Source organism: Micromonospora sp. KLBMP9576, from assembly GCF_050941805.1.
GTDB lineage: Bacteria > Actinomycetota > Actinomycetes > Mycobacteriales > Micromonosporaceae > Micromonospora.
The window spans coordinates 5,757,167-5,777,293 of sequence record NZ_CP194567.1; the positions used below are offsets into that span (position 1 = coordinate 5,757,167).

The 20,127-nt window shown below is 73.4% G+C and carries 21 protein-coding genes; 8 read left to right on the plus strand and 13 right to left on the minus strand.

All coding sequences use genetic code 11. From position 1 onward, the window contains the following. Window positions 1–108: 108 nt before the first annotated feature. Window positions 109–984: an HAD family hydrolase gene (locus ACQ452_RS25545; protein WP_433387972.1), complete on the plus strand. Its 876-nt coding sequence runs from the start codon at window positions 109–111 to the stop codon at window positions 982–984. A gap of 78 nt (window positions 985–1,062) precedes the next feature. On the opposite strand, the gene ACQ452_RS25550 is transcribed toward ACQ452_RS25545, so the two are convergent. From ACQ452_RS25550 to ACQ452_RS25575, 6 genes are all read right to left on the minus strand, one after another. After that, window positions 1,063–1,947 (minus strand): lysophospholipid acyltransferase family protein, encoded by an 885-nt coding sequence (locus ACQ452_RS25550; RefSeq protein ID WP_433394413.1) that lies wholly within the window; start codon window positions 1,945–1,947, stop codon window positions 1,063–1,065. Window positions 1,948–1,985: 38 nt separating this feature from the next. Next, window positions 1,986–3,059: an NAD-dependent epimerase/dehydratase family protein gene (locus ACQ452_RS25555; protein WP_433387973.1), complete on the minus strand. Its 1,074-nt coding sequence runs from the start codon at window positions 3,057–3,059 to the stop codon at window positions 1,986–1,988. 122 nt (window positions 3,060–3,181) lie between these two features. Beyond that, window positions 3,182–3,283, minus strand: a complete 102-nt coding sequence (locus ACQ452_RS25560; RefSeq protein WP_007465623.1) for a 30S ribosomal protein bS22 — start codon at window positions 3,281–3,283, stop codon at window positions 3,182–3,184. A gap of 216 nt (window positions 3,284–3,499) precedes the next feature. After that, complete coding sequence (locus ACQ452_RS25565; protein ID WP_007465625.1) at window positions 3,500–3,709, minus strand: helix-turn-helix domain-containing protein; 210 nt, start codon at window positions 3,707–3,709, stop codon at window positions 3,500–3,502. A gap of 373 nt (window positions 3,710–4,082) precedes the next feature. Next, window positions 4,083–5,486: a hypothetical protein gene (locus ACQ452_RS25570; RefSeq protein WP_433387975.1), complete on the minus strand. Its 1,404-nt coding sequence runs from the start codon at window positions 5,484–5,486 to the stop codon at window positions 4,083–4,085. Window positions 5,487–5,526: 40 nt separating this feature from the next. Further along, window positions 5,527–6,447, minus strand: coding sequence for a proline dehydrogenase family protein (locus ACQ452_RS25575; protein WP_433387976.1), 921 nt, complete (start codon window positions 6,445–6,447; stop codon window positions 5,527–5,529). A 131-nt stretch (window positions 6,448–6,578) separates the two neighbouring features. Here ACQ452_RS25575 and ACQ452_RS25580 point away from each other — a divergent pair, with 131 nt between their 5' ends. Genes ACQ452_RS25580 through ACQ452_RS25590 form a run of 3 tightly spaced genes read left to right on the plus strand, consistent with a single transcriptional unit; the run spans window position 6,579 to window position 8,608 of the window. Further along, window positions 6,579–6,848 carry a hypothetical protein gene (locus tag ACQ452_RS25580; RefSeq protein WP_433387977.1) on the plus strand — a complete coding sequence of 90 codons (270 nt, stop codon included), beginning with the start codon at window positions 6,579–6,581 and terminating at the stop codon, window positions 6,846–6,848. A gap of 1 nt (window position 6,849) precedes the next feature. Beyond that, complete coding sequence (locus ACQ452_RS25585) at window positions 6,850–8,016, plus strand: glutathionylspermidine synthase family protein (protein ID WP_433387978.1); 1,167 nt, start codon at window positions 6,850–6,852, stop codon at window positions 8,014–8,016. A gap of 19 nt (window positions 8,017–8,035) precedes the next feature. Beyond that, complete coding sequence (locus tag ACQ452_RS25590) at window positions 8,036–8,608, plus strand: CGNR zinc finger domain-containing protein (protein WP_433387979.1); 573 nt, start codon at window positions 8,036–8,038, stop codon at window positions 8,606–8,608. Window positions 8,609–8,626: 18 nt separating this feature from the next. Here ACQ452_RS25590 and ACQ452_RS25595 read toward each other — a convergent pair whose 3' ends face one another. Both ACQ452_RS25595 and ACQ452_RS25600 read right to left on the minus strand, forming a co-directional pair. Continuing rightward, the gene (locus ACQ452_RS25595) at window positions 8,627–9,433 is read right to left on the minus strand and encodes a sugar phosphate isomerase/epimerase family protein (protein WP_433387980.1); all 807 of its coding nucleotides are present in this window, start codon (window positions 9,431–9,433) and stop codon (window positions 8,627–8,629) included. 217 nt (window positions 9,434–9,650) lie between these two features. Next, window positions 9,651–10,607, minus strand: coding sequence for a Ppx/GppA phosphatase family protein (locus ACQ452_RS25600; protein WP_433387983.1), 957 nt, complete (start codon window positions 10,605–10,607; stop codon window positions 9,651–9,653). Between the two features lie 74 nt (window positions 10,608–10,681). Between ACQ452_RS25600 and ACQ452_RS25605 the strand changes: the two genes are divergently transcribed. Next, a complete protein-coding gene (locus tag ACQ452_RS25605) occupies window positions 10,682–11,491 on the plus strand; it encodes a hypothetical protein (protein WP_433387984.1) in 810 nt (269 codons plus the stop codon). A gap of 53 nt (window positions 11,492–11,544) precedes the next feature. Here the strand turns inward: ACQ452_RS25605 and ACQ452_RS25610 are convergent, their stop codons facing one another. Together ACQ452_RS25610 and ACQ452_RS25615 are read right to left on the minus strand one after the other, a co-directional pair. Then, the gene (locus ACQ452_RS25610; protein WP_433387986.1) at window positions 11,545–12,228 is read right to left on the minus strand and encodes a response regulator; all 684 of its coding nucleotides are present in this window, start codon (window positions 12,226–12,228) and stop codon (window positions 11,545–11,547) included. A gap of 22 nt (window positions 12,229–12,250) precedes the next feature. Next, window positions 12,251–13,501 (minus strand): sensor histidine kinase, encoded by a 1,251-nt coding sequence (locus ACQ452_RS25615; RefSeq protein WP_433394415.1) that lies wholly within the window; start codon window positions 13,499–13,501, stop codon window positions 12,251–12,253. A 190-nt stretch (window positions 13,502–13,691) separates the two neighbouring features. Between ACQ452_RS25615 and phoU the strand changes: the two genes are divergently transcribed. Next, the gene (gene phoU / locus ACQ452_RS25620) at window positions 13,692–14,345 is read left to right on the plus strand and encodes a phosphate signaling complex protein PhoU (RefSeq protein ID WP_433387987.1); all 654 of its coding nucleotides are present in this window, start codon (window positions 13,692–13,694) and stop codon (window positions 14,343–14,345) included. Between the two features lie 60 nt (window positions 14,346–14,405). On the opposite strand, the gene ACQ452_RS25625 is transcribed toward phoU, so the two are convergent. Then, window positions 14,406–15,173, minus strand: coding sequence for a phosphoglyceromutase (locus ACQ452_RS25625; RefSeq protein ID WP_433387988.1), 768 nt, complete (start codon window positions 15,171–15,173; stop codon window positions 14,406–14,408). A gap of 150 nt (window positions 15,174–15,323) precedes the next feature. Here ACQ452_RS25625 and ACQ452_RS25630 point away from each other — a divergent pair, with 150 nt between their 5' ends. Beyond that, window positions 15,324–16,700: an MDR family MFS transporter gene (locus ACQ452_RS25630; RefSeq protein ID WP_433387989.1), complete on the plus strand. Its 1,377-nt coding sequence runs from the start codon at window positions 15,324–15,326 to the stop codon at window positions 16,698–16,700. Window positions 16,701–16,800: 100 nt separating this feature from the next. Next, entirely contained in the window at window positions 16,801–18,090 is a 1,290-nt protein-coding gene (locus ACQ452_RS25635; RefSeq protein WP_433387991.1) for an MFS transporter, read from the plus strand. Between the two features lie 400 nt (window positions 18,091–18,490). On the opposite strand, the gene ACQ452_RS25640 is transcribed toward ACQ452_RS25635, so the two are convergent. After that, window positions 18,491–19,480 (minus strand): hypothetical protein, encoded by a 990-nt coding sequence (locus ACQ452_RS25640; protein ID WP_433387993.1) that lies wholly within the window; start codon window positions 19,478–19,480, stop codon window positions 18,491–18,493. Window positions 19,481–19,553: 73 nt separating this feature from the next. Beyond that, window positions 19,554–20,120, minus strand: coding sequence for a YbjN domain-containing protein (locus ACQ452_RS25645; protein WP_433387995.1), 567 nt, complete (start codon window positions 20,118–20,120; stop codon window positions 19,554–19,556). Window positions 20,121–20,127 lie beyond the last annotated feature (7 nt).

The window sequence follows — 20,127 nt, forward strand, 5'->3', positions numbered from 1 at the left end:
GGGCAGACGTCCGCGCCACATTTCGCCGTCGGCGGGCCGGGCGTCACCGGGACCCGGATACCCTCGCGGGAGGCACACGTCGCGCCCGGTCGAGCGGAGGGAGGTCGCGTGGCCCGCAGCCGCAAGGTGACGGTCAGCACCGACGCCCACGGGCACACCGCCGGTTGGGCGGAGACCGACCTGGCTCCCCTGACACCGCCGGAGCACGATCCGGCCGCAGCGGCCTTCTTCGACGTCGACAACACGATGATGCGCGGCGCGTCGATCTACTGGTTCGCGCGGGGCCTCGCCGCGCGCAACTACTTCACCACCGCCGACCTGGCCCGCTTCGCCTGGCAGCAGCTCCGGTTCCGGCTGCTCGCCACCGAGCACGCCGGGGACATGTCGCAGGCCAAGGACGCCGCCCTCGCCTTCATCGAGGGCTGGCGGGTGGACGACGTGGAGCGCCTCGCGGAGGAGATCTTCGACGAGCTGATGGCGCCCCGGATCTGGGCCGGCACCCGCCAGCTCGCCCAGCGTCACCTCGATGCCGGCGAGCGCGTCTGGCTGGTCAGCGCCGCCCCGGTGGAGATCGGTCGGGTGATCGCCGCCCGGCTGGGCCTGACCGGCGCGGTCGGCACGGTCGCCGAGATCGTCGACGGCGCGTACACCGGCCGGCTGGCCGGCGACCTGATGCACGGCCCGGCCAAGGCGGAGGCGGTCACCCAACTCGCCAGCGTGCAGGGGCTCGACCTGGGCCGGTGCGCCGCCTACAGCGACTCGTACAACGACCTGCCGATGCTCTCGACGGTGGGGCGCGGCGTGGCGGTCAACCCGGACCCGGCCCTGCTCAGGGTGGCGCGGCAGCGCGGCTGGGACGTGCGCGACTTCCGCACCGGCCGACGCGCCGTCAAGATCGCTGTGCCGTCCACCGCCGCGGTGGGCCTGGTCGCCGGGGCGGTCAGCGCCGGGCTGGCACTGCACCGGCGCCGCCGCGACGGCTGACGACACACCACCCAGCCGACGACACACCAGACACACCACCCGCGGCAGCCGAGGACGCCGCGGCCACCGGCGTGGGTCCTACGGACCGAACGGGTCCGGGCGCCGCTCCAGCAACTGGTGCAGGGTCTGCTGGATGGTCTCCCGCACCTGGTCGGCGAGGTTGAACACCACCAGCGGGTCATCGGCGGAGTCGGTCAGGTGCGCGGTGGGGATCGGCGGGCAGAACTCGATCAACCACTTGCTCGGCAGTGGCACCACGCCGAAGGGCCCCAGCAGGGGGAAGGTCGGGGTGACCGGGAAGTAGGGCAGCTTCAGCAGCCGCGCGAGGGGCTTGATGTCGGCGAGCATCGGATAGGTCTCCTCGCCCCCCACGATGGCGACCGGCACGATCGGGGTGCCGGTGCGCAGCGCCGCCGAGACGAACCCGCCACGGCCGAAGCGTTGCAGCTTGTAGCGTTCGGAGTAGAGCTTGCCGACGCCCTTAAAGCCCTCGGGGAAGACGCCGACCAGATCACCGTTGCCGAGCAGCCGCTCGGCGTCCGGGTTGCAGGCGACCGTCCCGCCGGTCTTGCGGGCGAGTTCGGAGACCACCGGCATCCGGAAGACCAGGTCGGCGCCGAGCAGCCGCAGATAGCGGTGGGCCGGGTGCTGGTCGTGCAGGGCGGCCGAGAGGATCAGCGCGTCCAACGCCACCGTGCCGGAGTGGTTGCCGACGACCAGGCCGGCGCCCTCGGCGGGCACGTGCTCCAGGCCGGTCACCTCGGTGCGGAACCAGTCCCGGTAGAGCACCCGCAGCAGCGGGTGGAAGACCGACTCCGTGATGTCGGGGTCGAACCCGAACTCGTCCACCTCGTAGTCGCCGGAGAGCCGCCGACGCAGGAACGCCAGCCCCTTGGCGACCCTGCGGTCCCACTGGTCGCCCGGCCCGTCCGGCACCGCCGGCCCGGCCGCGCGGGGCGGCACGTCGTGGCGGCCGTCAGGCCGCTGCTCCGGCAGCGCGCTCACGACTCCTCCCGCAGGGCCGACCGGACCTGCCGGATGCCGTCCAGCACCAACTGCTCGGCCGCGGCCAACTGGTCGCGGCCCACCACTACTCCGCCGTGGTGGGCGCGGATGAAGTCGTCGAAGGCGGCGGCCGTGGAGCGGGGCGTGAAACCGTACTCCCGCTCCAGCCGGCCGGTGTCGACGACCCGGCCGTGCACGAAGAGGTCGACCTGGTCGAGGCCGTAGCGGCCGAAGCCGAGGTTGCGGGCGATGGCGGCGGCGTTGGAGAGGCCGGGCTCCAGCACCGGCACGGCGACCCGCCCGGCGCGGCGGATCGCCTGCGACAGCGACAACACGCCGGGGCCGGCCACGTTGTAGGTGCCCGGATGGTCCTCGACGATCGACCGGTGCAGCACCTCCAGCGCGTCGTCGAAGTGCAGGAACTGCAACCGGGGGTCCCGCCCGAAGACGGTGGGCACCACCGGTCGGGAGAAGTAGCGGGTGAGGGTGGTGTCGGCGGTCGAGCCGATGAACGGCGCGAAGCGCAGCACCGTCGCCGTGACGTCGGGACGGCGGCGACGGAAGCCGCGGACGTACCCCTCGATGTCGAGGATGTCGCGGCCGAACCCCCCGCGCGGCACCTCGCGCGGCTCGGTCTCCTCCGTGAAGACGGCCGGGTCCCGGAACGACGCCCCGTAGGCCGCCGTCGAGGAGCGGACCACGAGCTTGCGCAGGCGGGGGGCGCGCTGGCAGGCGGCGAGGAGTTGCATGGTGCCGATGACGTTCTGGTCCTTCATCGCCGAACGACCGCCGTGCTGCGGGTCCGGCGCGGTCACCAGGGCCAGGTGGACCACCGCGTCGACGTCGAGGTCGGCGAGGAGGCCACCGAGCGAGCCGGCGTCGATGCGGACGCGCTCGACCCGGTCGAGCAGGTCGGTGAACTCGGCGCCGGGGTCGGGCTGGTCGACCCCGATGACCCGCTCGATGCGCGGGTCGGCGGCGAGCCGGGCGGCGACGTGCGCCCCGAGGTAACGGCTGACCCCGGTGACGACGACGACCCCCGGGGCACCTGGGGTGCCACCGGGGGTCATGTCGCGTACCTCCCTCGGCAGGCGGGACCGAGCCGGGACATCCGCGGCGTGATCACCTGAGCCTCCGAGGGTCGACAGTTGGCAAGTGACGACGGGAGCCGGGTCCGGGGACCCGGCTCCGGTCACTTGCCGAGACGGCGACGCTGGACGCGGGTCTTGCGCAGCAGCTTGCGGTGCTTCTTCTTAGCCATGCGCTTGCGGCGCTTCTTGACCACCGAGCCCATACGAAAGCCTTTCGATGCAACGTGCGGGACGACCGAATGACGCCACGAATCCTGTGGCGTCGACGACCGCGTGCGGACAACGGACCGGCCGGCGGGGTATGCGGCGGGGCGCACCTGCGGTCACGGTCGAGGTCCAGGGTAGCCGTAGACCGTCAGCAGGACCAACGCGCCCCCGTCGATGCCCGTTACGTCGCACTCGGGCGGCTCGGGAGAGCCTCAGGCGGTCTCCTGGAACGCGCCCCGCAGGTATTCGTGCACCGCGTGCTCGGGCACCCGGAACGACCGGCCCACCCGGACCGCGGTGAGCTCACCGCTGTGCACCAGGCGGTAGACAGTCATCTTCGACACCCGCATGACCGTCGCCACCTCGGCGACGGTCAGGAACTTGACCTCCGACAGCCGACCGTCGGACTGCGACCCGGCCATGGCTCACCGACCAATCCCATGCCCGGCGCGTGCCACCGGACGGGTTCGTCCCGCCCGGACCGGCGACGCGCGTGTTACCAGTACGGTAGCGGGACGGCTGTGACCGGCGCGATCCCTTCGGGCAACTGATCGCAATTCTCGCCGGTCCCCACTCGACCGGTCACCCGCGCGGAAGGCGCCCGGTGGCTCCGGCGGCGCCACCGGAGCCACCGGGCGGGTGCCCCGAGCCGCTTCCGGACGCGGACCGGGGCTCCGCGCTGGGAGCGGACACCAGTGTGTCAGGTCGTCCGGCGCCGGCCAACAGCGGTCGATCATGAATGCCGCGGGCCTGCCCGGGCCGTCGCCGCCGCAGCCCACGACGCCGCTCGGCCCGTCAGCCGACCAGGGCGCGGACATGTTCGACGCACTCGTCGTGCAGCGTGGGCCAGGGCTCGCCGAGGACCTGCTCGGCCGCCCGGTCCACCGGCGTGCGTTCGTGCACCACCGCCGCGAAGAAGGCGAGCAGCCGCTGCGGGCCGAACCGGTCGGCCAGGTGCCGGACCACCAGGTAGGAGATGCCGTAGCTGCCGCTGACCCGTTCGGCCGGGGCGTCCCCGGGCGGGCTGAGGCTGTCGAGCCGGCCGTCCCAGCCGCCGCCGAGCAGGGCCCGCACCTCCGCCAGCCCGGCGTACCGGTCGATCGGCTCGCCGTCGGCACCCGCGTACTCGGCCAGCCCCTCGACCAGCCACCACGCGTCGCCGCCCGGGTAGCCGCGCTCGGGCAGCGACGCGGCGTGGGTCAACTCGTGGCGGAGCAGGTCGTCCACCCCGCCGGCGACGAGTCCGTCGGCGTTGAGCACCACCTCGTGGTGGCCGCCGCCGACCGTGACCGCGTACCCGCCGGTCCACCTGGGCCGGCCGCCGCCGTACCAGCGCTGCCACTCGCCGCGACCGGCGTAGAAGATCCGGTACCGGTCCGGGGCGCGACCGCCGACGGCGTACGTGTCGGCGATCCGGGCGGCGGCCTCCGCCTGGGCGAGCAGGCCCGGCAGCCGCCCGCGCAGGGCGGAAGTGGTGGCCACGAGCGTACGCGGCCCGACGGCCACGGCCAGCTCGCTGACCTCCCAGGGCCGGGCGCCGGTCTCGGCCGGGCCGGACGGCTCCATGGCGAGCAGCCGGGGCCGTTCCCCGTCCCGCCAGCGGGTGCCGGTCAGCACAGCGCTGGTGCGGCACTCCGGCGCGACGAAGCAGTAGCGGAACTCGACCGGCAACCGCCACTCGCCGGGCCGGCCCTCGACCGGGGTGGGCGGGCCGCTGGCGGCGGCCTGCCAGGCGGTCACCCGCAGCGCGCGCAGCGCGGCGTAGCGGCGGCGCAGGTCGGGGTGGGCGGCCGGCTCAGCGACCGCCAGGAACCCGGCGCGGTCCCCGCCGAGCAGGGCGGCGGACTGCCGGGCCAGCTCCGCCGTCATCCGCTCACCGAGCTGGCGGGCGGCCACCGTGGCCGGGTCGGCGGCGGACGAGCCCGGGTCCGGCCGGTCGCCGGCGCGCACCAGGCCGCCCACCAGCGCGGCGGGGCCGCCGCACGCCAGCAGCAGGACGACCGCCGCCAGCGCCACCCCGAGCGGCCGGATCCGCCACGACGGCCGGCGGGGACCCGCCGCCGGTACGGCAGCGGCGGGCTCGGGGACAGCCGGTGGAACACCCGCTGCGTCCGCGTCCGCCGGGCCGTCGCCTGTCGCGGTGGGCGGGGCGCCGCCCGTCACCGGTCGGTCGTCCGTCCCGGGCTGCCCGTCAGTCACCCGCCGAAGGGTACGACCACCGGCCGGCCCGCCGGTGCGGTCACTTCTTCGACATCAGGGCGCGGCCGAAGAACATCAGGTTGGCCGGGCGTTCGGCGAGGCGGCGCATCAGGTAGCCGTACCAGTCGTCGCCGTAGGGCAGGTAGGTCCGCACCGTGTAGCCCTCGCCGACCAGCCGGGCCTGCTCCTCCGGGCGGATGCCGTGCAGCATCTGGAACTCGAAGCGGTCGGGGCCGCGATCGAACCAGCGGGCCCGGTCCTCCCCGATGGCGATCAGGCGCGGGTCGTGGGTGGCCAGCATCGGGTAGCCGTCGCCGGACATCAGGATGTTCATGCAGCGCACGTAGGACTTGTCCACCTCGCGGGCGGACTGGTGGGCCACCGACTCGGGCTCCTTGTACGCGCCCTTGCACAGCCGCACGCGGGAACCGGCCGTGGCCAGCTCGCGGCAGTCGGACTCGGTGCGGCGCAGGTACGCCTGGAGCACCGCCCCGGTCGACGGGTGGTCCTTGCGCAGCTTGGCGAGGATGTCCAGGGTCGAGTCGGTGGTGGTGTGGTCCTCCATGTCCAGGGTGACCGTGGTGCCCGCCGCCTCGGCGGCGACACAGATCGCCCGCGCGTTGTCGTAGGCGAGCTGCTCGTCGAACATCTGACCGAGCGCCGACATCTTGACGCTCACCTCGGCGGCGGGGGTCAGCCCCGCGCCGGAGAGCAGCCTCAGCAGCCCGACGTACTCGTCCCGGATGGCGGTCGCCTGCTCGCCGGTGACGGTGTCCTCGCCGAGATTGTCGAGGGTGACCGCGAGACCGTCGGCGACGAGTTCGCGGGTCGCGCGCAACGCGTCGTCGGTCTTGGCGCCGGCGACGAACCGGCGGACGAGGTCCCGGGTGACCGGGGCCGTCGCGACGAGCCGCTCGACCTGGGATGACCGGGAGGCGGCGAGGATGACGGTACGGAGCATGGATCGAGCGTAACGCCCGCCGCCGAGCCCGCGCGGCGGCACCGGCGCAGCCTCGGAAGCCAGGTTCCAACCACGTCACAGGCACCGGACACGGACGGACGGCGGTGGCCCCCATCGGTTACAACGATGGGGTGGAACAACGTCCCCGCCGCCGGCTCCGGTCGGCCTCCGTGCAGCTCGGCGCGCTCACCGTCCTCGCGCTCGCCCTCTCCGGCTGCAACACCACCTCCGACGACGACGATGACGACTGCGCCCTCGGCCCGGTGGGCGGCGGCGAGACCGTGGCCCTGGCGTGGCAGTCACCGACGGCGACCACCTGGCGCACCACGGGCGAACCGACCGCCGCGGCGGTGCCCGACCGGGGCGGCTTCGGCACCCACCTCGCCGCCTGCGGCGGCTGAGGTGCGCCGGCAGACGGTCACCCCCCGCCCGGGCTGGGACGCCACCATCCGCTCGCAGGGCCTGGTATACGTCGACACCGAGCTGCCCGACGGCGGCATCATGTCGTACTGGGACGAGAGCGCCGCGTACGCGTTCGAGCTGGACGAGGTGCTGCGGCTGGAGGAGGCGACCGAGGAGCTGCACCGGATGTCGGTCGCCGCCGCCGAACACGTCGTCGCGCGTAACCGCCATGCCGACTTCGGCATCCCCGCCTGGGCGGCGGAGGCCGTGGCGCGGTCGCTGCGGGAGGCGCCACCCACCCTCTACGGGCGCTTCGACCTCGCCTACGACGGCACCTGGCCGCCGAAGCTGCTGGAATACAACGCCGACACCCCCACCGCGCTGGTGGAGGCGAGCATCATCCAGTGGTACTGGCTGGAGGACACCCGACCCGAGCTGGACCAGTGGAACAGCCTGCACGAGCGCCTCGTCGGCGCCTGGGCGAAGATCGGCGCGGGGCTGCACGACCGCCGGGTGCACGTGGTCTGGTCGAACGAGGAGGAGTCCGGCGAGGACCACATGACCGCCGGTTACCTCGCCGAGACCGCCCGCCAGGCCGGGCTGGAGGTGACGCTTGAGCCCATCCAGCACCTCGGCTGGGACGGCCGACGCTTCGTCGACGCGGCGGACCAGCCGGTGACCACCTGCTTCAAGCTCTACCCCTGGGAGTGGATGCTCGCCGAGCCCTACGGGCCGGCGGCGCTGGAGCCGGGCACCCCGACGACCTGGATCGAGCCGGCGTGGAAGCTGCTGCTGTCCAACAAGGCGCTGCTCGCCGTGCTCTGGGAGCTGCACCCCGGCCACGAGCTGCTGCTGCCGGCGTACCTCGACTCGCCGCGCGGGATGACCGAGTACGTGGCGAAGCCGCTGCTCGGTCGGGAGGGCGGCTCGGTGCGGATCGTCACCGGCGACACCGAGATCAGCAACCCGGGGATCTACGGCGACGAGGGCTGGTGCTACCAGGAGTTCCGGGCGCTGCCGGAGTTCGCCGGCAACCGGATGGTGCTGGGCAGCTGGATCGTCGACGGCGAGTCCGCCGGGGTGGGCGTGCGGGAGAGCGCGAGCCTCATCACCGACGGCTACGCGCGGTTCCTGCCGCACTACATCGACGCGACGCGTAACCCGTGAGTCGTCTACGGTTGTCGGCGTGAACTTCGACGCGTACGCCCGAACCGGCGTTGACCTCGTCAACGCCCGTTTGGACGACCTCGACGACCTGCGGGCCCTCTTCCCCGAAGACAACACGTGGATGCGCGACGAGGTGGCGGAGCGGGACCTCGCGACCTTCCGGCGGGCGCAGAAGCGACTGCGCGACGTCTTCGAGTACGGCACCTCCGGGCGGGACAACCGGGCGGTGACCGAGCTCAACACGCTGCTGGAGGCGTACCCGGTGCAGCCGCGCATCTCCGGGCACGAATCCAGCGACTGGCACATGCACGTCACCAGCCGGGGCGCCTCGGTGAGCGCCGAGTACCTCGCCGGCGCGGTCTGGGGGTTGTCGGTCTGGCTCTGCGAGTACGGCAGCGCCCGGTTCGGGCTCTGCGCCGACGAGCGCTGCGGCAACGTCTACCTGGACACCTCGTCCAACTGCTGCCGGCGGTTCTGTTCGGAACGCTGCGCCACCCGCTCGCACGTGGCCGCCCACCGGGCACGCAAGCGCGCGGCCGTCGGCGAGCAGGCCGGTGCGGCCACCAAGGAATCCCTGCCGGCCCCCGTCTGACGCCCGGCCCGGCGGCGCTCAGGCGTCGACGGGGGACGGCGTGCCGAGGTGCTGGCGGGCGAACTCCAGCGACTCACGCAGGTCGGCCTCCCGCACGGCGCGGCTCTTCGCGCCCCGGGTGGTGACCTCCACGGCGACCGAACCGGTGAACCCCCGCCCGGCCAGCGAGGAGAGCAGCCCGGCGCAGGGCTGGTTGCCGCGCCCCGGCACCAGATGCTCGTCGCGGCCCTCACCGGTGCCGTCGCCGAGGTGCACGTGCGCCAGGTTGGCACCCATCCGGTCGGCCATCTCCAGCGCGTCGGTGTGCGAGGCGGCGCAGTGCGACAGGTCGAGGGTGTAGGAGGCGTACCCCGTCTCGGTGGGGTCCCAGCCCGGGACGTACGGGACGAACTGCCGCCCCGCCATCCGTACCGGATACATGTTCTCCACCGGGAAACGCAGGTCCGGGTACTCGGCGGCGATCGCCGCCAGCCCTTCGCCGAAGGTGCGCGCGTAGTCCCGCTGCCAGGTGAACGGCGGGTGCACCACGACGGTCGGCGCCCCGAGCGTCGCCGCCATCTCCGCCGACCGGCGCAGCCGCTCCCACGGGTCGGGACTCCACACCCGCTGCGTGACCAGCAGGCAGGGGGCGTGGACGGAGAGCACCGGCACGCCGTAGTGCTCGGCGAGCCCGCGTAACGCGCCGGCGTCCTGGCTGACGGCGTCGGTCCAGACCATCACCTCGACGCCGTCGTAGCCGAGCGCCGCCGCGAGCTGGAACGCCGCCGCGGTCCGTTCGGGGAAGACCGAGGACGTGGACAGGAGCACCGGGACGGGGGAAGTCACACCATCGAGGGTAGCCGGGATCGATTGACATGCCGTGACGAGAGCCGGCAAACCGCCCAGATCACGCCAGACCGCCTTTCGTTCGCGACTGCGGGGCTCGCAAGCTCACTCCTCGCACTCACCCGGACCGCTTTTCGTTCGCGACTGCGGGGCTCGCAAGCTCACTCCTCGCACTCACCCGGACCGCTTTTCGTTCGCGACTGCGGGGCTCGCAAGCTCACTCCTCGCACTCACCCGGACCGAGCTGGTCCATTCGGCGCAGGATCACGCCCTCGCGCAGCGCCCAGGGACAAATGTCCAGCGCCGCGACGTCCAGCCTGCGCAGGACCGCCTCCGCGACGACCGCCCCGGCGAGCAGCTGGTGGGCCCGGCCGGCACTGACCCCATCCAGCTCGGCGAGCCGGGTGGGCGGGATGTGCCGGACGAACCCGAGCACCTGCCGCAGCCCGGCGCGGGTCAGCCGGCGGGGTGCCCACAGGCCCGCGCCGGAGGGCGCCGCCCCGGCGAGCCGGGCCAGGGTCCGGAACGTCTTCGAGGTCGCCACGGGCCGCTGCCAGCCCTCGTCGGTCAGCCGCGCGACGACCGGGTCGAGCAGCTCGTCGGCGTACGCCCGCAGTTCGTCGACCGCCTCGGCCGGCGGCGGCACCGCGCTGCCGGGTTCCAGCCGAAGCCGGTCCCGGGTGAGCCGGCCGGCGCCGAGCGGCAGGGACACCGCGAGGGCCGGGTCCTCGTCGATGCCGGCCGCGATCTCCAGCGAGCCGCCGCCGATGTCCAGCACCAGCAGGCGGCCCGCCGACCAGCCGAACCAGCGCCGCACCGCGAGGAAGGTCAGCCGCGCCTCGTCCGCGCCCGGGAGCACCTCCAGGCGTACGCCGGTCTCGTCGCGGACCCGGGCCAGCACGTCGGCAGCGTTGGTGGCGTCGCGCACGGCGGAGGTGGCGAAGGCGATCAGGTCCTCGGCACCCAGCCGGGTGGCCGCCGCCCTGGCCGCGCCGACCGCCTCGACCAGGGCGTCCGCGCCGGACCGGGTGAGCGCGCCGTCCGGGCCGATCTGCTCGGCCAGCCGCAGCACCACCTTCTCGGAGTGCGCCGGCCAGGGGTGCGCCCCGGGGCGGGCGTCGACCACCAGCAGGTGCACGGTGTTGGAACCGACGTCGAGCACACCCAGTCGCATGCCGAAGACCCTAGGGGCTTTCGGTTTGCGCGGCTCGCCGGACCCGCGGGGGTGCCGCGCGTACGCTGGGCCGGGTGACAGGCCAGATCGAACTCCGCGTGCTCGTGGACGACCCCGACGACCCGCGCAGTCGTGAGGTGCCCCTGGACTTTCCCCGGGAGTGGATCGAGTTCGCCGATCCGGCGGACGACAACCACCTCATCCGGGCCGACCTGACGTGGCTGCTGTCCCGCTGGACGTGCATCTTCGGCCGGGGCTGCCACGGCATCGTCGCCGGCCGGGCCGCCGACGGCTGCTGCTCGCACGGCGCGTTCTTCACCGACTCGGAGGACGAGCAGCGGGTCCGGGCCGCGGTCAAGCGGCTCACCCCGCAGACGTGGCAGCACTTCCGGCGCGGGTTCAAGAACTGGACCGAGAACGACACCGTCGACGGCAAGAACTCCGCCCGTCGTACGGCGGTCCAGGGGGAGGACGGCCCCTGCGTCTTCCTCAACGACGCCGACTTCCCGGCCGGCGCCGGTTGCGCGCTGCACGCCCAGGCACTGCGCGACGGGGTGCACCCGCTGGAATACAAGCCGGACGTCTGCTGGCAGCTACCGGTCCGCCGGGACCAGGAGTGGGTCAAGCGGCCGGACAACACGAAGGTGCTGGTCTCCACGCTGGCCGAGTTCGACCGGCGGGGCTGGGGTGCCGGCGGGCACGACCTGGACTGGTGGTGCACGTCCTCCACCGACGCGCACGTCGGCAGCGAGCCGATGTACGTCTCGTACGGCCCGGAGCTGACGGCGCTGATCGGCGCCCCCGCGTACGCGAAGCTGGCCGAGGTCTGCGGGGCCCGCGGCCGGCAGGGCATGGTCGCCCCGCACCCCGCCGACGGCGGCTGACCGACCGCCGTGGGGGCCCGCGTGGCACGCGGGCCCCGTCGTGCGTACGCCGGTCAGGGTTCGAACTTGTAGCCCAGCCCCCGCACGGTGACGATGAAGCGCGGCGCGGACGGCTCCGGTTCGACCTTGGAGCGCAGCCGCTTGACGTGCACGTCGAGGGTCTTGGTGTCGCCCACGTAGTCGGCGCCCCAGACCCGGTCGATGAGCTGCCCCCGGGTGAGCACCCGGCCGGCGTTGCGCAGCAGCAGCTCCAGCAGCTCGAACTCCTTGAGCGGAAGCTGGACGGGGGCGCCGCCGACGGTCACCACGTGCCGCTCGATGTCCATCCGGACCGGCCCGGCGGCCAGCGTCGGGCCGCTCGACTCGGCGGCCTCGGTGCTGCGCCGGCGCAGCACCGCCCGGATCCGGGCGACGAGTTCCCGGGGCGAGTACGGCTTGGTGACGTAGTCGTCGGCACCGATCTCCAGGCCGACCACCTTGTCGATCTCGCTGTCCCGGGCGGTGACCATGATGATCGGCACGTGCGAGCGCTGCCGGAGCTGGCGGCACACCTCGCTGCCCGACATCTCGGGCAGCATCAGGTCGAGCAGCACGATGTCGGCGCCGTTACGGTCGAACTCGGTGAGGGCGGCGGTTCCCGTCGCGGCGACGGACACCTCGAAACCCTCCTTGCGGAGCATGTACGACAGGGCGTCGGAGAAGGACTCCTCGTCCTCGACCACCAGTACGCGGCTCAACGGGGACTTCCTTTCGGTGCTGTCAGACCTGCCGGAGCCCGCCGGGACCGGGCTCGGTCCCGGCGGGGAACGGTGTCGTCGGGGCGTCGTGCGGGGGGCCGGTGGGCAGCCGGAGGGTGAACGTCGACCCACCACCAAGAGTGCTCGACACCTCCACCCGCCCGCCATGGTTGCCGGCGATGTGTTTGACGATGGCGAGCCCCAGGCCGGTCCCGCCGGTCGACCGGGACCGTGCCTGGTCGGCCCGGTAGAACCGCTCGAAGATCCGGTCGACGTCGGTGGGGCCGATGCCGATGCCCTGGTCGGCGACGGAGATCTCCACGTGTTCGTCGGTCCTGCGGGCGGTTATCCGCACTGTGGTGCCCTCGCCCGAGTAGTTGACGGCGTTCTCCAGCAGGTTGGCCACGGCCGTGGCGAGCTGGGTGGCGCTGCCGTGCACGGTCAGGTCCCACTCGGCGTCGACGCTCACCCCGATCCGCCGGGCGGCGGCGGAGGTACGGGTCCGGTCGATCACCTCGGCGATCACCCAGTCGATCGCGACCGGCTCCGGGGACGGCTGCGGCTCCGCGCCCTGGAGCCGGGTCAGCTCCAGCAGTTCCTGCACCAGGCGGCCCAGCCGGGTCGACTCGTGCTGGATGCGCTCGGCGAACCGCCGGGCGGCGCCCGGGTCCGCGGGGAGGCCGGGTGCGCCCGTACCGGCCGGCCCGGTGGCGTCCAGCAGCGCCTCGGCGAGGAGTTGGAGGGCCCCGATCGGGGTCTTGAGTTCGTGGCTGACGTTTGCCACGAAGTCGCGGCGGACCCGGGCCAGCCGGTGTGAGTCGGTCACGTCCGTCGCCTCGACGGCGACGAGGCCCGCCCCGATGCCCAGCGCCCGCAGGTGCACCCCGAGCGGGTCGGTGCCGGCGTCGTCGCGGCCCCGGGGCAGGTCCAGCTCGATCTCGCGCCGCACGCCGGTGCGCCGGACCTGCCCGGCGAGCGTACGGATCAGCGGGTGGGCCGCGATCGAGCCGGGGGTGGGGCCGGCGCGGAGCAGCCCCATCGCGCGGGCGGCGGGGTTGACCAGGACGGGCAGGTCGTCGGGGTCGAGCACGACCACGCCGGCCCGCAGCGAGTCGATCGCCCGGCGACCGGTTTCGGAGTGCGGATGCTCGGCCGCCGGGAGCCTCCCGATGACGGGGAGGCCGCCGCGCCCGCGGCGCGTCGCGCCGCGCCGGGGCAGCAGGGCCCCGGCGATCAGCCCGACCGCCAGTCCCACGGCCACCGCCGCCGCCACCGCCCATTCCACCCGGCGATCGTAGGGTCATCATCAGCGCGGCAACCCCCGCAAATGGTATGAATCACCTTCACTTCCGGGAATGTTCACTTCCAGGCCCGGCACCGTTCACCGGCGTTAACCTCCGGTCCGCCCGCCCGACCTACGGTGGGCGGCGCACCCGCTCCCCCACCGACCACAGGACGTGACCATGCGCGACGAGTTCCGGGCTGACCTGCAGATCGTCAGCCAACTGCTGGTGGACATGGCGGAGGGGGCCCGGGCCGCGATGCGGCAGGCCACCCACGCCCTGCTCACGGCGGACCGCGGGGCAGCCGAGACGGTGATCGCGCGGGACGCCGAGATCGACGACCTCTACCGGCACGTCGAGGAGCGGGTCTGCGACCTGCTCGCCCGACAGGCCCCGGTCGCCTCCGACCTGCGCGCGATGATCACCGCGCTGCACGTCGCGGCCGACCTGGAACGGATGGGCGACCTGGCCGAACACGTCGCCAAGACCGCCCTGCGCCGGCATCCGTCGCCCGCCGTGCCGGCCGAGCTGCGGCCGACCTTCACCGGCATGGCCGCCACCGCCGACCGGATGGCCATCAAGATCGGCGCGGTGCTCGCCCGGCCCGACGCCGACCTCGCGGCCGAACTCGACGGCGACGACGACGCCATGGACGACCTGCACCGCAACCTCTTCGGGCTGCTGCTCGGCGAGGACTGGCCCTACGGGGTGGAGACCGCCATCGACGCCACCCTGCTCGGCCGCTTCTACGAGCGCTTCGCCGACCACGCCGTCAACGCCGGCGAGCACGTGGTCTACCTGATCACCGGCGCGCCGGCCCCCACCGCGGGCTGAGGCGCGGGGAAGGGCCTCCTCCCCACGCCCGGCGCGGGGAGGAGGCCCGGCACACCTTCGTCAGCGGCCCTGGTTGGCGACCGCGGCGGCGGCGGCCTTGGCGGCGGCCGGGTCCAGGTACGTGCCGCCCAGGGTGAGCGGACGCAACTGCGGGTCCAGGTCGTAGCGCAGCGGGATGCCGGTGGGGATGTTCAGCTTGGCGATCGCGGAGTCGGAGATCTGGTCGAGGTGCTTGACCAGGGCGCGCAGCGAGTTGCCGTGCGCGGCCACCAGCACCGTACGGCCGGCCAGGATGTCCGGCACGATCGAGTCGTACCAGTACGGCAGCATCCGCTCGACGACGTCCTTGAGGCACTCGGTGCGCGGCATCAGCTCGTTCGGCAGCAGCGCGTAGCGCGGGTCGCCGGCCTGCGAGTACTCGTCGTCGTCGGCGATCGGCGGCGGCGGGGTGTCGTACGAGCGACGCCAGAGCATGAACTGCTCCTCGCCGTACTCCTCCAGGGTCTGCTTCTTGTTCTTGCCCTGCAGGGCGCCGTAGTGCCGCTCGTTGAGCCGCCACGAGCGGCGCACGGCGATCCAGTGCCGGTCGGCGGCGTTGAGCGCCAGCTCGGCGGTGCGGATCGCGCGGCGCATCACGCTCGTGTGCACCACGTCCGGCAGCAGTCCGTGCTCGCGCAGCAGTTCGCCGCCGCGACGCGCCTCGTTCTCGCCCTTCTCGGTCAGGTCGACGTCGACCCAGCCGGTGAAGAGGTTCTTGGCGTTCCAGTCACTCTCGCCGTGCCGCAGCAGGACCAGCGTCCCGACGGTGGGCCCCTCGCTAGCAGTCATGCCGATCATCCTGCCGCACGCCGCCGGTTGGCGTGCGGGCGGTGCTCGTGACGACCACCACGTGGAAAATGCGCTGCCCGGACGTCCGGCCCACCACTAGGTTGTAAGGCGCAATATTCAAGACGGTCGTTACGGGGCGGGGGCACCGACGTGCGTACGATGCAGGGCTGGTTCCGGGACACCACCGGAGGGCTGCCGGTCACCTTCTGGTACCTGTGGGCCGGCACGCTGATCAACCGGCTCGGCTCGTTCGTCCTGGTCTTCCTGGCCATCTACCTCACCCAGGAACGGGGCTTCTCCCCGTCGCAGGCGGGACTGGTGCTCGGCCTGTGGGGCGTCGGCGGGGCGGTGGGCACCACCGTCGGCGGCACGCTGTGCGACCGCTGGGGCCGCCGGCCCACCCTGCTCACCGCACACCTCGGCGCGGCCACCATGATGCTCGCCCTCGGCTTCGCCCGGGAGCTGTGGGCCGTGGCGCTCGGCGCCCTGCTGCTCGGCATGTTCGCCGAGGCGGCCCGGCCCGCGTTCGGGGCCATGATGATCGACGTGGTCCCGGAGAAGGACCGGCTGCGCGCCTTCTCGCTGAACTACTGGGCGATCAACCTCGGCTTCGCCAGCGCGGCCATCCTCGCCGGCCTCGCGGCCGAGGCGAGCTACCTGCTGCTCTTCGTGGTCGACGCGACCACCACCGTGATCACCGCGCTGATCATCTTCATGAAGGTCGGCGAGACCCGGCAGGCCCCCGCCCCGGCCGGCGCACCCACGGGCGCACCCGGGGACGCCCCCGCCCCGGCCGGGGCACTGCGCACCATCCTGCGCGACCGGGTCTATCTCGGCTTCGTGACGCTCAACCTGTTCGCCGCGCTGGTCTTCCTCCAGCACATCTCGATGCTGCCGATCGCCATGGGCGACTCCGGCCTCAGCCCCACCACCTACGGCTCGGTGATCGCGCTCAACGGGGTGCTGATCGTGCTCGGCCAGCTCTTCGTACCCCGGCTGGTCAAGGGCCGCAACCGGTCCCACGTGCTCGCCCTGGCCTCGGTGGTGATGGGCGTCGGGTTCGGGCTCACCGCCTTCGCGGACGTGGCCTGGTTCTACGCCCTGACCGTGCTGATCTGGACGATCGGCGAGATGCTCAACTCGCCGTCGAACGCCACCCTCGTCGCCGAACTCTCCCCCGCCGCGCTGCGGGGCCGCTACCAGGGCGTCTTCTCGCTCTCCTGGCAGGGCGCCGCCGCGATCGCGCCGGTGCTCGGCGGCCTGGTCCGGGAGCAGGCCGGCAACGCCCCGCTCTGGCTCGGCTGCGCCGTCGTCGGTGGGCTGATGGCCGTCGCCCACCTGCTCTCCGGCCCGGCCCGGGAGCGCCGCGCCGCCAGCCTGCGGACGGCCGGCGGTCCCGTCGTACCGGCGGTGACGATCCAACCGCCCGTCCCGCAGGTGGCCGAGGCGGCGACGGTCGCCGCCGAACCGGTGGACGCGCCGGCCGGCGACCCGGGGCGCGCGGCGGAGCCCAGCGGAGCGCGGTGACCAGCGGAGCGCGGTGACCAGCGACACGCTGGCGCGGCGGCCCGCGGCTTCCTACGGTCGGGGGCGGTTCGGTTAGGAAACAAAACTGTCGGGAGGACGGATGCGGACCCTGCGCCGCTGGCTGCACGACACCGCGGGCGGGCTTCCCGCCACCTTCTGGTACCTCTGGGCCGGCCTGCTGATCAACCGGGCCGGCGCCTTCGCCATGCTCTTCCTGTCGCTCTACCTGACCGCGGCGCGGGGCGCGAGCGAGGCCCTCACCGGGACGGTCGTCGGCGCGTACGGGCTGGGCGGGGCGGGCGGCGTGCTGCTCGGCGGGATCCTGGCCGACCGGTGGGGGCGGCGCGCCACCCTGCTCGCCGCCCACGTGGCCACCGCCGTACTGATGGTCGGGCTGGCCTTCAGCCGGCACCTGATGCTGATCGCGATCCTCGCCGCCCTGGTCGGGGTGGCGCACTCGATGCCCAGCCCCGCCTTCGTGGCGGCGATCGTCGACGTGGTGCCGCAACAGCGTCGCTCCCGGGCCTTCAACCTGCAGTTCTGGGCGTTCAACCTGGGCATGGCCGTGGCCTCGTTGCTGGCCGGCCTGCTCGCCGAGGCGAGCTTCGTCGCGCTCTTCCTGGTCGACGCCGCCGCCACCCTGCTCGCGGCGGCCGTCATCGCCTGGAAGGTCCCGGAGACCCTTCCCCGCCGGCCCCACCCCGCGCCACGGCGGGCAGAACGGCAACCCGGGCGACCGCGACAGCCCGGGCTGCACACCGCGCTGACCGACCGCACCTTCCTCACCTTCGTGGCGCTGACCTTCGTGCTGGCCGTGCTGACCATGCAGACCTCGACGATCATGCCGCTGGCGATGCGGTCGGACGGCCTGCGGCCCTCGGCGTACGGTGCGGTGGTCGCGCTCGGCGGGGTGCTGATCGTACTCGGACAGCTCTTCGTGCCGCGTCTGATCGAGCGGCACCGCAGGGACCGCGTCCTGGCGGTCTCCACCACGCTGCTGGCCCTCGGCTTCGCCGCCCTCGCGTTCGCCGACGACGTGCCGGTCTATCTGGCGGCGGCGGTGGTCTGGACCGTCGGCCAGATGCTCGCCGCGCCGCCCAACGCGCAGATCAACGCCGACCTCGCCCCACCCGAGCTGCGGGCCCGCTACCAGTCGGTGTTCTACCTGGCGTTCCCGGCGGCCTCGTTCGTCGCGCCCACCCTCGGCGGGATCAGCCTGCAACATCTCGGAGACCGCCACTGGCTGATCGTGGGCGGGCTGGGGCTGCTGGCGGCCGGCGGCCACCTGCTCGCCGGCCCGCCCCGCGAGCGCCGCGTCGCCGCTCTGCGGCGGCGCGCCGACCCGCTGCCGACCCCGACGCCGGAGCCCGCCCCCGTGCCCGGACGTTGAGCGGCAGTTGCCGGCGCCACGCGAGGGCAGCAGAACGCCCACCGCGACTCGTGATCGCGATGGGCGCCCGCACCGTATGACCGGCGGCGGCGGGCGAGGCCCACCCCCGTAGGCGTCGCCTGCTCACGCCGCCGGTCCAAACAGGTGGACACCGTCCCCCAACGGTGTTGGTCCACCCGTCCCCTGCGTCTCACTCGTGCACGGATCTGATCGATCCACCGCTCCCCCGAACGGTTACGAGCGTGACGCAGTGCAATAAAGTTAGTTCGCCCGGTATTGCGAAGACAACCTGGAGGGTATGTCTCGCCGGTCACAGCGCTCGTGTTCCACCACACTGTGACCGATTCGGGTCTCGGTCATGGCCAACAGCGCATACCCGCCGCCCATTCCCCCAAACACGTCAGCCGTCCTCACGATCGGGCGATTCCGTGCGGAAGAAGTTGCTCTGCCGACCGTCGCGCAACTGCTCCTGGTAGATCAGGTTCAGCTTGCGCTCGTCGAAGGTCCGGAACCACTCGTCCCAGGTGATCTCGCGCATCCGGCTGCTCTCCCGGTAGCCCGGCATGTCAAAGGTGAGCACGCCGGCCCGGCCCTCCCGCTCGGTGCCCGCGATCGTCGCCGGCCGGGCCCCACGGTCCGCCGCCCAGCGCCGGATCACGTCGTGGTTGGTGGTCACCAGGCTGCGACCGGGGCGCTCCGGGCGGTCGGCGGTGGACGAGATGAGCTGCGAGGAACGCACCGACCGGGAACTGCCCCGCCCGGTGCGGACCCCGGTCGCCGCGCCGCCGCGCGTGCCCCGGGCCGACGTCGACGCGGGTCGTCGGGCCGCCGCGGACCTACCGGCCGCCGCCGCCGTCGTCTTCTTCGCCGCCGGGGCCTTCTTCGCGGCGGACTTCTTCGCCGGCGCGGTCTTCCTCGCCGCCGGAGCCCGCCTCGCCGGGGCCTTCTTCGCCGCCGGGGCCTTCTTCGCCGGGGCCTTCTTCGCCGCCGGGGCCGCCTTCTTCGCCGGGGCCGCCTTCTTCGCCGCCGCGCGCCCCGGCGCCGACCTGCCCGGCGCGCGGCTCGACGCCGCCTTCTTCGTGGCGGCGGCCCGGCCGGCCGATGCCCGCGTGCCCGTCGCCCGGCCGGCCGGCCCGGTGCTGCGGCGCGCCGCGCCACCCGAGGGGCGCTCCGCCCGCAGGGTCTTCGTCAGCGTCTTCACCAGCTCCGGTTTGCGCAACGCCGAGATGCCGGCGACGCCGCGTCTGCGGAGCTGGCCCCGCAGCTCGTCGACCTTCATCCGGGAGATGTCGGACTCGGAGATCGTCGGGGTGTTCGGGGTCTGGTTTCCCGCCTGCCGTCCCGTCCTGGTCGCAGTCCCGCCGCGACCTGAGCTGTTCCGCTGAGCCATGGACGCTCACGCTCCTCGACAGTTGGTCCTCGGCGCGCGGCGGGTCCCGGTGCCGCGCGGTGCGGCATACCCGTCAGGAACGGTCCGAACCTCCGACCGGGGCACCCGTGTCCGCCGCGCCCCCGGAGGACCCGGCGGCCCCGCCGCCCGACGGCTCGAAGAGGTGCGCGAACGCCGCGAGGTTGGCGGTGGACTCGCCCCGCTTGACCCGCCACTGCCACTCCCGCCGGATCGAGCTGCCGAAGCCGATCTCCAACATCGTGTCGAAGGACTCGTCGGCGTAGGTGAGCACCGAGCCCAGCAGCCGGTCCAGCTCGTCGGCGTCGACCCCGGCGGGATTGACCCGACCGGTCAGGTAGACGTCGCCCACGGCGTCGACGGAGAACGACACCCCGTACATGCGGGCGTTGCGCTGCAACAGCCAGGCCCACAGCTCCTCGCGCCGCTCGTCCGGCTGGCGCATGACGAACGCCTCGACCCGCAGCGCGTGCTCCCCGACGATCAGGTTGCAGACCGTCTTCAGCTTGTGGGTGCCCGGCAGCGTGACCGCGTACGATCCCGGGCCGGTCGACTCCCAGGCCAGTTTCCGCTCGTCGCAGACCGACTCGATCAGGGCCGCAAGGTCACTCTTTCCGCTCATCGGATCC

Excerpts from the sequence above, each read along its gene's own strand:
- ACQ452_RS25555 (WP_433387973.1), bottom strand. The coding sequence starts at position 3,059 with ATGACCCCCGGTGGCACCCCAGGTGCCCCGGGGGTCGTCGTCGTCACC.
- ACQ452_RS25560 (WP_007465623.1), bottom strand. The coding sequence starts at position 3,283 with ATGGGCTCGGTGGTCAAGAAGCGCCGCAAGCGCATGGCTAAGAAGAAG.
- ACQ452_RS25565 (WP_007465625.1), bottom strand. The coding sequence starts at position 3,709 with ATGGCCGGGTCGCAGTCCGACGGTCGGCTGTCGGAGGTCAAGTTCCTG.
- ACQ452_RS25575 (WP_433387976.1), bottom strand. The coding sequence starts at position 6,447 with ATGCTCCGTACCGTCATCCTCGCCGCCTCCCGGTCATCCCAGGTCGAG.
- ACQ452_RS25600 (WP_433387983.1), bottom strand. The coding sequence starts at position 10,607 with ATGCGACTGGGTGTGCTCGACGTCGGTTCCAACACCGTGCACCTGCTG.
- phoU (WP_433387987.1), top strand. The coding sequence starts at position 13,692 with ATGCGCGACGAGTTCCGGGCTGACCTGCAGATCGTCAGCCAACTGCTG.
- ACQ452_RS25625 (WP_433387988.1), bottom strand. The coding sequence starts at position 15,173 with ATGACTGCTAGCGAGGGGCCCACCGTCGGGACGCTGGTCCTGCTGCGG.
- ACQ452_RS25635 (WP_433387991.1), top strand. The coding sequence starts at position 16,801 with ATGCGGACCCTGCGCCGCTGGCTGCACGACACCGCGGGCGGGCTTCCC.
- ACQ452_RS25640 (WP_433387993.1), bottom strand. The coding sequence starts at position 19,480 with ATGGCTCAGCGGAACAGCTCAGGTCGCGGCGGGACTGCGACCAGGACG.
- ACQ452_RS25645 (WP_433387995.1), bottom strand. The coding sequence starts at position 20,120 with ATGAGCGGAAAGAGTGACCTTGCGGCCCTGATCGAGTCGGTCTGCGAC.